The following is a 1,500-nucleotide window of genomic DNA, read 5'->3' on the forward strand; positions in this document are numbered from 1 at the left end:
TGGCTTCTTGGTTAGCAGTCTATGATTTACCCCAGGAATTATTCTCCCTATTAGATAGTGGAGAGAGATCACTAGTCGAAGTATCTTGGAAGATTCAGAACGATTGTTGGCCACCGACGGAAGAAGAAAAGAACGAAATTAGAAAAGATAGAGCTAGAAAAAAGCCAATTGTGCTGATTTCCAACCGTAAAAATCAGTTGCTTTTTAGTAATAAAGAACTTGAAAAACTTATTCCCCAAGCCGAACAACAATGGATAGAATCAATGGGCAAACTTCCAGATGATTATGTATCACCACTTAAGTAAGGAAGGTATAAAATGAAACCAACAAACCTAGAATGGGAAGATGTTATCCAGTTTGAGGAAGTTGAAGGATACGGAAAGTCAATCTGGAAAAATGAGGACAAGTATTATTTAGTTTCAGAAGAAGGGACCGTAGCGTCTTGGTTAGTTGTCTATGAATTACCAAATGAGTTATTTGTCTTATTAGATAGTGGAGAGAGAACGCTACTTGAAGTATCTTGGAAGCTTCAAAACGATTGTTGGCCACCGAACGTGACACAAGAAGAAGCTAATAGAAATTTCTGGAGGCAATATCCAGAAGCTTTAAGAGGAAATCCTAAAGCGCAAGGTTTATTCACAAAGGCTGAACTGAAAGAAATATTATCCGAAGGGGCTGAAATTCTAGCGAGTAGCGATTAAAAAGCGGAAACTAATCTTAATAACTTCAAAATGGTAAATTCTGCAGAGAACGAACTAAGTCTCTTCGAAATTGGAGATAAGAGAGATTATCAAATGAAAAATTACAGAAAACTCTTGTTAGAAGCTATCCAAGCTGGCAATGTTGTAGGGATTTTGCGAGGTGAAAAAAGATATCGCATAGAGTCTCCAACCTCTGTACCAGATGTTTTTCCAACAGACATTTGCCAAGTATTAGCTGAGTATTTCTACAAGCAGAATGATATTGATAAGATTCAAGATATATTAGAAGGCGGTCTTATAGAGTTATCGCAGCGTTCTGCTGTTGATTTGTATATATCGGTTTTGTTTTTTGACGCAATCCTTTTCATGCAAGAAAAAAATATAGCTAGTTTTATAATCCATACGTCGACAGTTGCCCAAGCAATTGCTAAAGGAATTAAGGATTATCAAGAGGAATTGAACGACAGCATCACTTTCCCAAACGGTCTTGTTAAAATAAAACCAATGAAGCAACTGGAAAGATTCAATCAAAAATATCAAAAGAATGAACGTTTTTCCATTATTGAGAAATAGTGATGGTTCTTGTAACACTCTATAGATAAACTGTTAATTGGGACAATAATATGAATAATAATTTGAATTTAGATTTGTTAAAACAAGATGTAGAAAAAGAAATCAGAGAAAAAGGCTTTGAAAATCTTTATTATGCTCTATTTGATGAGCATAGTAGTCAACTTTGGGCTATACATCTATACTATCGAGATGGGAAGTTTATGGTAAATAGTCGGGACGACCGGAC

Annotated in this window: 4 protein-coding genes; all 4 read left to right on the top strand. The window is 35.5% G+C overall.

The features are described from left to right. The coding region (locus HMPREF2628_RS08540; protein WP_070842903.1) for a hypothetical protein at window positions 1-305 on the top strand (305 nt) is incomplete at its 5' end. 12 nt (window positions 306-317) lie between these two features. Next, window positions 318-701, top strand: a complete 384-nt coding sequence (locus HMPREF2628_RS08545) for a hypothetical protein (RefSeq protein WP_070842904.1) — start codon at window positions 318-320, stop codon at window positions 699-701. A gap of 93 nt (window positions 702-794) precedes the next feature. Further along, window positions 795-1,274 carry a hypothetical protein gene (locus HMPREF2628_RS08550; protein ID WP_049487881.1) on the top strand — a complete coding sequence of 160 codons (480 nt, stop codon included), beginning with the start codon at window positions 795-797 and terminating at the stop codon, window positions 1,272-1,274. Between the two features lie 50 nt (window positions 1,275-1,324). Further along, window positions 1,325-1,500 (top strand): Imm59 family immunity protein (locus tag HMPREF2628_RS11285; protein ID WP_373879019.1); only part of this gene is annotated, 176 nt, incomplete at its 3' end.

Source organism: Streptococcus sp. HMSC063B03, from assembly GCF_001836965.1.
Lineage (GTDB): Bacteria > Bacillota > Bacilli > Lactobacillales > Streptococcaceae > Streptococcus > Streptococcus pneumoniae_F.